6 protein-coding genes are annotated in these 6,213 nt (G+C 67.6%); 2 read left to right on the forward strand and 4 right to left on the reverse strand.

Annotated features, from left to right (window positions below):
* Positions 1-96: 96 nt before the first annotated feature.
* The 3 genes from ACFWVD_RS27225 to ACFWVD_RS27235 form a co-directional block, all read right to left on the reverse strand.
* Entirely contained in the window at positions 97-852 is a 756-nt protein-coding gene (locus ACFWVD_RS27225; protein ID WP_379247557.1) for a VIT family protein, read from the reverse strand.
* A 4-nt stretch (positions 853-856) separates the two neighbouring features.
* A complete protein-coding gene (locus ACFWVD_RS27230) occupies positions 857-2,485 on the reverse strand; it encodes a GMC oxidoreductase (protein WP_379247559.1) in 1,629 nt (542 codons plus the stop codon).
* 70 nt (positions 2,486-2,555) lie between these two features.
* A complete protein-coding gene (locus tag ACFWVD_RS27235) occupies positions 2,556-3,110 on the reverse strand; it encodes a YdcF family protein (protein WP_379247561.1) in 555 nt (184 codons plus the stop codon).
* Positions 3,111-3,170: 60 nt separating this feature from the next.
* Here ACFWVD_RS27235 and ACFWVD_RS27240 point away from each other — a divergent pair, with 60 nt between their 5' ends.
* Together ACFWVD_RS27240 and ACFWVD_RS27245 are read left to right on the forward strand one after the other, a co-directional pair.
* Entirely contained in the window at positions 3,171-4,670 is a 1,500-nt protein-coding gene (locus ACFWVD_RS27240) for a flavin-containing monooxygenase (protein WP_379247563.1), read from the forward strand.
* A gap of 79 nt (positions 4,671-4,749) precedes the next feature.
* Positions 4,750-5,154 (forward strand): hypothetical protein, encoded by a 405-nt coding sequence (locus ACFWVD_RS27245; protein WP_379247565.1) that lies wholly within the window; start codon positions 4,750-4,752, stop codon positions 5,152-5,154.
* Between the two features lie 7 nt (positions 5,155-5,161).
* Here the strand turns inward: ACFWVD_RS27245 and ACFWVD_RS27250 are convergent, their stop codons facing one another.
* Positions 5,162-5,650 (reverse strand): MarR family winged helix-turn-helix transcriptional regulator, encoded by a 489-nt coding sequence (locus ACFWVD_RS27250; RefSeq protein WP_379247567.1) that lies wholly within the window; start codon positions 5,648-5,650, stop codon positions 5,162-5,164.
* Between the last annotated feature and the right edge of the window lie 563 nt (positions 5,651-6,213).

Below are 6,213 nucleotides of genomic sequence, written 5' to 3' on the forward strand. Positions count from 1 at the left end.
GAAGGATGGCCTCCGCTGGCCGGGGTGCGCCTAGCCGAGCTCGGCTACCCGAAACTCAGCCGCGCGCAGCCTTTGCCAGGCCCCCGCCGAATCGGGTCAGCTGCCGCTCATCGAGTCGGTGAACATGCCGATCCCATACGTCACGGCCATCGCCAGCGCACCACCGATCATCACCCGCAGCACCGCCCGCTGCACACTGCTGCCGCCCAGACGCGCACTGATCGTGCCGGTCACCGCCAGCGCGAACAGCACCGCCGCGAACGTCACCGGCACCTTCCAGTGGGTGGGCGGCAACATGATCGCCAGCAAGGGCAGCAGCGCACCGCAGGTGTACGAGATCGCCGAGGACAGCGCGGCAGCCCACGGATTGGTCAGGTCGTGCGGGTCGATGCCGAGTTCGGCTTCCGCGTGCGCGGTGAACGCGTCGTGCGCGGTGAGCTCGGCGGCCACGGTGCGCGCGGTGGCCGGGCTCAGGCCCTTCTTCTCGTAGATCCCGGCCAGTTCGGCCAGTTCGAAGTCGGGTTCGTCGGCCAGCTCACGGCGTTCCTTGGCCAGCAGCGCCTTCTCCGAATCCCGCTGCGTGCTCACCGAGATGTACTCGCCCGCCGCCATCGACAGCGCGCCCGCGACCAGCCCCGACAGTCCCGCGGTGAGGATCGTGTGCGAGTTGTTCGTCGAGGCGGCCACGCCGACGACCAGCCCGGCGGTGGACACGATGCCGTCGTTGGCACCGAGCACCCCCGCGCGCAGCCAGTTCAGGCGCGAGCCGAGATTGCCACTGTGCGGCTCGTGCGGGTGTCCCGACTCCTCGGTCCCGCTTGATCCACCGTTTCCCGCAGACGAGTCAGGCATCCGCTCAGCCTAAACGGGCCCCCGCGGAATCGGTGTCCACGCGCAGCCCGGCGCGCAGAGTGTCGGCCAGCCGCACCGCCAGTGCGATCACGGTCAGCGTCGGGTTCACGTGCCCGTTGGTCGGAAACACCGAACTGCCCGCGATGTACAGGTTGTCCACCCCGTGCACCCGACAGTTCTGGTCCACCACCCCGTGGCGTGGATCGGCCGACATCCGCGTGGTGCCACTGGGATGCGCCCAGTCGGTGAGCGGCAAGGGATCGGTACTGCCGGGCAGTGCCGACGAAACCACCTGCGGCGCAGGCAATCCCAATCGCGCGAACTCGTCGACCAGCATGGCCGTAGCCCGACGCACCGTCCGGTCCTCCTGCTCGCTGGTGCGCCAATCCACCTGTGGCAAAGGCATTCCCAGTGGATCAGTCCGGGTGGACAGTCGTACCCGACTGTGCGCGTCGGGCGTCTGCTCCACCATCGCCCGCACTTCCACTGCGGCCAGCCGATGCGGCAACCCGACACCGTCGAGCAGCCTGCGCCGCGCACCGTTGAGCAGAAGTCCGGTGTCCGACAGCATGATTCGCACGTCCTGCCACCGCGCGCGCCCCCGCAGCAGCCGCTTCACCGAGTCCCACGGGTCGTCCTCGGCGGGAACCTCCTGCAACCACAGCGCACAGTTCACCAGCGATTCGCGCCGTTGCAGCTCCGGCGACAACGCGATCCCGTGCAGGTAGGTGTGCTTGCCCCGCGCGCTCTTGACCACGTACTTTCCGAACCGATCCAGCGCGGGCCCGGCCGCCGCGGGTGCCAGCGTGGCGACCGCCCCGCAGCGATGGTCCATCAGATACCGCCCGACCTGGTCGTATCGGTTCCCGATCCCACCCGCCACCGCGCGGCGCGAGGCCAACAGCAGCCGTGGCGTATCGATCCCACCCGCGGCCAGCACGAACACCTGCGCCCATACGGTCCGCACCCGCCCACCGGCACCGGTCACCTCGACCGAGTTCACATGTGCCCCAGTGGGATCGGTGTCGATGTGCGTGACGGTCGCGTTCACCAGCACCCGCGCGGTCGGCGCGACGGTATCGCGTACGTGCGCACCCCACCGTTTGCAGTCGAACCGGTTGCCGGGGTCGCGGCTGATCTGCCAGAAGTAGGGGCGGAACGCGGCCGGGTCGAGGGCGTCGGCCGGTGCCTGCCGCCCGGACAACGGCCAGAACTCGTCCTCGGTGAAGCCGGCCCCGTGCCCGAGCCCGGCGTGCTCGGCCGCGCGTTCGGCGTAGGGCCGCAGCGCACCCGCGTCGATCGGCCAGCCGGACTGCGTGACCCAGGGCCGCGTGGCGAAGTCGAGCTCGTCGAGCATCCCGCAGCGCCCGGACCAGGTGTGCGAACTGCCGCCGAGCACCCGGTTGCCCGCGATCCGATGATGTTCCGCGCGTGGCGCCCCGACATTGTCGATGGAGGCGAAAGCCGGTTCGTCCCAGGTGATCTCGTCACCGCCGCTTTCCAGGACGAGCACCTGCAGGCCCACGGCGGCGAGTTCGGTGGCCACCGTCAACCCTGCGGGCCCCGACCCGATCACACACACCTGGGCGCGCAAGCCGTCGTCGCCGACGGTGCGCAGATCCTCGACAAGCATCGGCGGTCCTCTCACCTGCGCGAGCCCCCGCCGCGCTGGGTCTCACTCTAGGAGCACAGACCGGCCTATGTCAGGCCGTCTCGCAATGCTGATTCACGAAAGCCCTGATGTAGCCCCCGGATTGGCGCACGTACATCCACGACCAGAATTCGAACCCCGAATCCGAGGGGCTCGCGACCATGGTGAGCTCGCCGTCGTAGCACTTGCCCACGATGTACCGGGCGCGCGACACGTGCGGGGTGAAGGTGACCACGATGATGTGCTTCCACCCGTAAATCTCTGCGCGCCGCACGATTTCGCGCGCCTCGCCATCTGTGGTCCACGGGTCGGGCACGAAACACGAGACCCGGAAGGCGAATCGGCCGCCGCAGTACTTGTCCATCATCGGATCGTCGGCACCGGTGGACTGCGAGATCAGCACCTCGGGCGCCAATCCCCGCTGCGCCAACTGGATTCCGAGGTCGAATCGCTCATAGGCGGTGCCGCCGAGCACCACGATCGCGTCGGCGGGCCGCAGCGGATCCACTTGCGGATGCACGAAGACCGGCAACCCCGCCAGGGCGGCGGCGAGCACGGAGACCAGTGCGCCGACGAGCAACCATCCCGCACGTCGAAACAACGACACCCCACCAACCTACCGAAATCCGCTCTCGTGCCGCGCGGTGTGTCCGGGCACACTGGAGCCATGACCGACACCGCAGCTGCCCCCGAACACCTCGACGTCGTCATCGTCGGCGCCGGGTTGTCCGGCATCGGGGCCGCCTACCGGCTGCAAGCCGAACATCCGCACCGCAGCTACGCCGTGCTCGAGGCCCGCGCCGACCTCGGCGGCACCTGGGATCTGTTCCGCTATCCCGGCATTCGCTCCGATTCGGACATGTTCACCCTGGGTTACCCGTTCAAGCCGTGGCGCGCGGCCCGCTCGATCGCCGACGGCGCCGCGATCCTGGACTACATCCGCGAGACCGCGCAGGAGAACGGCATCGACCGGCACATCCGTTTCGGTTCCCGAGTGATCGGCGCGGACTGGTCGTCGCAGCACGCGCACTGGCAACTCACCATCGCCCACGAGGGCCCCGACGGCCCCGAACTGAGCACCCTGACCTGCGGATTCCTGTACACCTGCGCCGGCTACTACGACTACGGCCAACCGCACGACCCGCAGTTCCCCGGCCGCGACGACTTCGCGGGCACCGTGGTGCACCCACAGTTCTGGCCCACCGATCTCGACACCCGCGACAAGCGCATCGTGGTGATCGGCAGCGGCGCGACCGCGGTCACCCTGGTGCCCAACCTCGCCGCCGACGCCGCCCACGTCACCATGCTGCAGCGCAGCCCCACCTGGATCAGCCCCGTGCCCGGCCGCGACAAGCAGGCCGACAAGATCCGCAAACTCCTGCCCGCGAACCTGGCCCACCGCCTGATCCGCACCAAGAACATCCTGTTCAACATCGGCTTCTACCAGTTCTGCCGTCGCCGCCCCGCCGCCGCGCGCAAACTGCTGACCGACCTGAACACGCGCATCCTCAAAGACGACAAGCTCGTGGCCCAGCACTTCACCCCCGAGTACGACCCGTGGGATCAACGCCTGTGCGCCGCCCCCGACGCCGATTTCTTCAAGGCGATGAAGAAGGGCAAGGCCACCGTGGTCACCGACCACATCGACACTTTCGTGCCCGAAGGCATCCGCTTGGTGTCGGGGGAGACCCTGCCCGCCGACATCGTCGTGACCGCGACCGGCCTGCGCCTGCTCGCGTTCGGCGGCATCGCGCCTTCGGTCGACGGCGTCCCGGTAGTGCTGGCCGACCAGTTCGTCTGGCAGGGCGCCATGCTCACCGGCTTGCCCAACTTCGCCATCTGTGTGGGCTACACGAACGCGTCGTGGACCCTGCGCGCCGATCTCACCTCCCGCCTGGTCTGCAAAGTCCTGTCCCACCTCGACCGCACCGGTAGCCCCGCGGTCGTCCCCGAACCCAACGGCTCGCTCACCGAACGCCCCCTGCTTGACCTGAATGCCGGGTACGTCCTGCGCTCGATCGCCACATTCCCGCGCCAAGGCGACCGGCACCCGTGGCGCGTGCGGCAGAACTACCTGCTCGACGCGCTGATCACCCTGCGCACCGACCTGGGCAAAACGCTGCGCCCGGTGCCGCGCCGGATAGCGGAGTTCACCCGCAACGGGTGAGGTGCCGAGCCGGAGGCCTTCCTACCGTTGACCCGTGCCGTGGTGGCACGTGGCATCGACCTGACGGGAAGGCCCTGCGATGACGAACACCAACCAGCACCCTGTGCGCGAGGGGATCGCGGCGGGAACTTCGATCGGCGCCGGCATTCTGCTCGCGGTCGTCGGTGTCCTGCAGATCTTCGAGGGAATCTCCGCGGTGGCCAACGACGACCTGATCGTGGTCGGGCCGGAGTACACCTACCAGTTCGACCTCACCAGCTGGGGTTGGTGGCACATCATCCTCGGCGCGATCGCGGTGATCGTGGCGATCGGCCTGCTCGCGGGCCAGACCTGGGGTCGGGTGTCGGCGATGGTGATCGCGGCGCTGTCGATCGTGGCCAACTTCCTGTGGCTGCCGTACTACCCGTGGTGGTCGATCCTGATCATCGCCATCGACATCGTGGTGATCTGGGCGGTAGCCACCTGGCGTCCGCACAACTCCTGACCTTCGCTCAACAGTCCGGGGCGGTCTGCCCGGCATCCGCGTCGCCGAGCGTGTCGACCAGGTGCCGGGACAGCCGCTCACCCAGCACCGCGAGCTCGGCCTTCTGCACAGTGTCGAGCCCGTCGAGCACCAACTTGCGCACCGCGATCAGATACTCCGGGGTCGCCTCCACCACCTTGGCCCGCCCGGTCTCGGTGAGCACCGCGTCGATCCCGCGCCCGCACTCCGCGGCTTCGCGCCGCGCCCAGCCCACCCGCTCGAGCTTCGAAACCACATGGGACAGACGGGAAATGGACCCGTGTCCGCGCGCGGCCAGCAGGCTCAACCGCATCCGCCGGTCCGGGGCCTCGTGCAGTAACAGCAGGACCCGGTACTCGAAATGGGTCACGCCGAACTCGCGCTGTAGCCGGGAGTCCAGCGCGCTGGGGACGCGCATCGAGAGGGTGACCACCGCGCTCCAGGCGCGACGCTCGACCGAGTCGAGATCCTCCGTCACCTCGACCTACCTTCCGCCCGAAGATTAGCTATGAAATTGCTAAATGTCGGCGAACTGTATATCGAATGGGTCGACCTGTCCACGGTTGTCACGTCATGTCAGCAGGTGGGTGCGTTGTTGAGGGTCAGCTGCCGCCTGGACTGATGATCAGTTGCCGAGTGGTCGCCGCCGATCCCCGGCCTTCGATCGCGAAGTTCGCCGGGGTGCGCCGACGCCGAATCCGCCCTAGTGTGGGGGCTGCGACCTGGGGAAACGCCGGATTGTCCTGGCGATTTGACTTCCCGTTGGCCGCCCCGTAACTTTATTCGAGTCAGAGCGACACGGACACCGACTCAGCCGCCAAGCGGTTGCAGACACGAGGTAGTACGTTGAGCGCCTGACTGATCATGTGTTCAGGGTTACACCGACTGGGACTTGCTTCCAGGCCGGTTCCTGAGCTAAGTTTGAACTCTTGCCTCACCGAAACCGCAACAACAAGTTGCCGGTAGAAGTGTGTGCGTGTGTTCTTTGAGAACTCAATAGTGTGTCGATGAATGTCAGTGCCAATAATTTTTTATTGGTTC

The sequence above is a fragment of the Nocardia sp. NPDC058666 genome, assembly GCF_042714895.1.
Classification (GTDB): domain Bacteria; phylum Actinomycetota; class Actinomycetes; order Mycobacteriales; family Mycobacteriaceae; genus Nocardia.

Excerpts from the sequence above, each read along its gene's own strand:
- ACFWVD_RS27225 (WP_379247557.1), bottom strand. The coding sequence starts at position 852 with ATGCCTGACTCGTCTGCGGGAAACGGTGGATCAAGCGGGACCGAGGAG.
- ACFWVD_RS27230 (WP_379247559.1), bottom strand. The coding sequence starts at position 2,485 with ATGCTTGTCGAGGATCTGCGCACCGTCGGCGACGACGGCTTGCGCGCC.
- ACFWVD_RS27240 (WP_379247563.1), top strand. The coding sequence starts at position 3,171 with ATGACCGACACCGCAGCTGCCCCCGAACACCTCGACGTCGTCATCGTC.
- ACFWVD_RS27245 (WP_379247565.1), top strand. The coding sequence starts at position 4,750 with ATGACGAACACCAACCAGCACCCTGTGCGCGAGGGGATCGCGGCGGGA.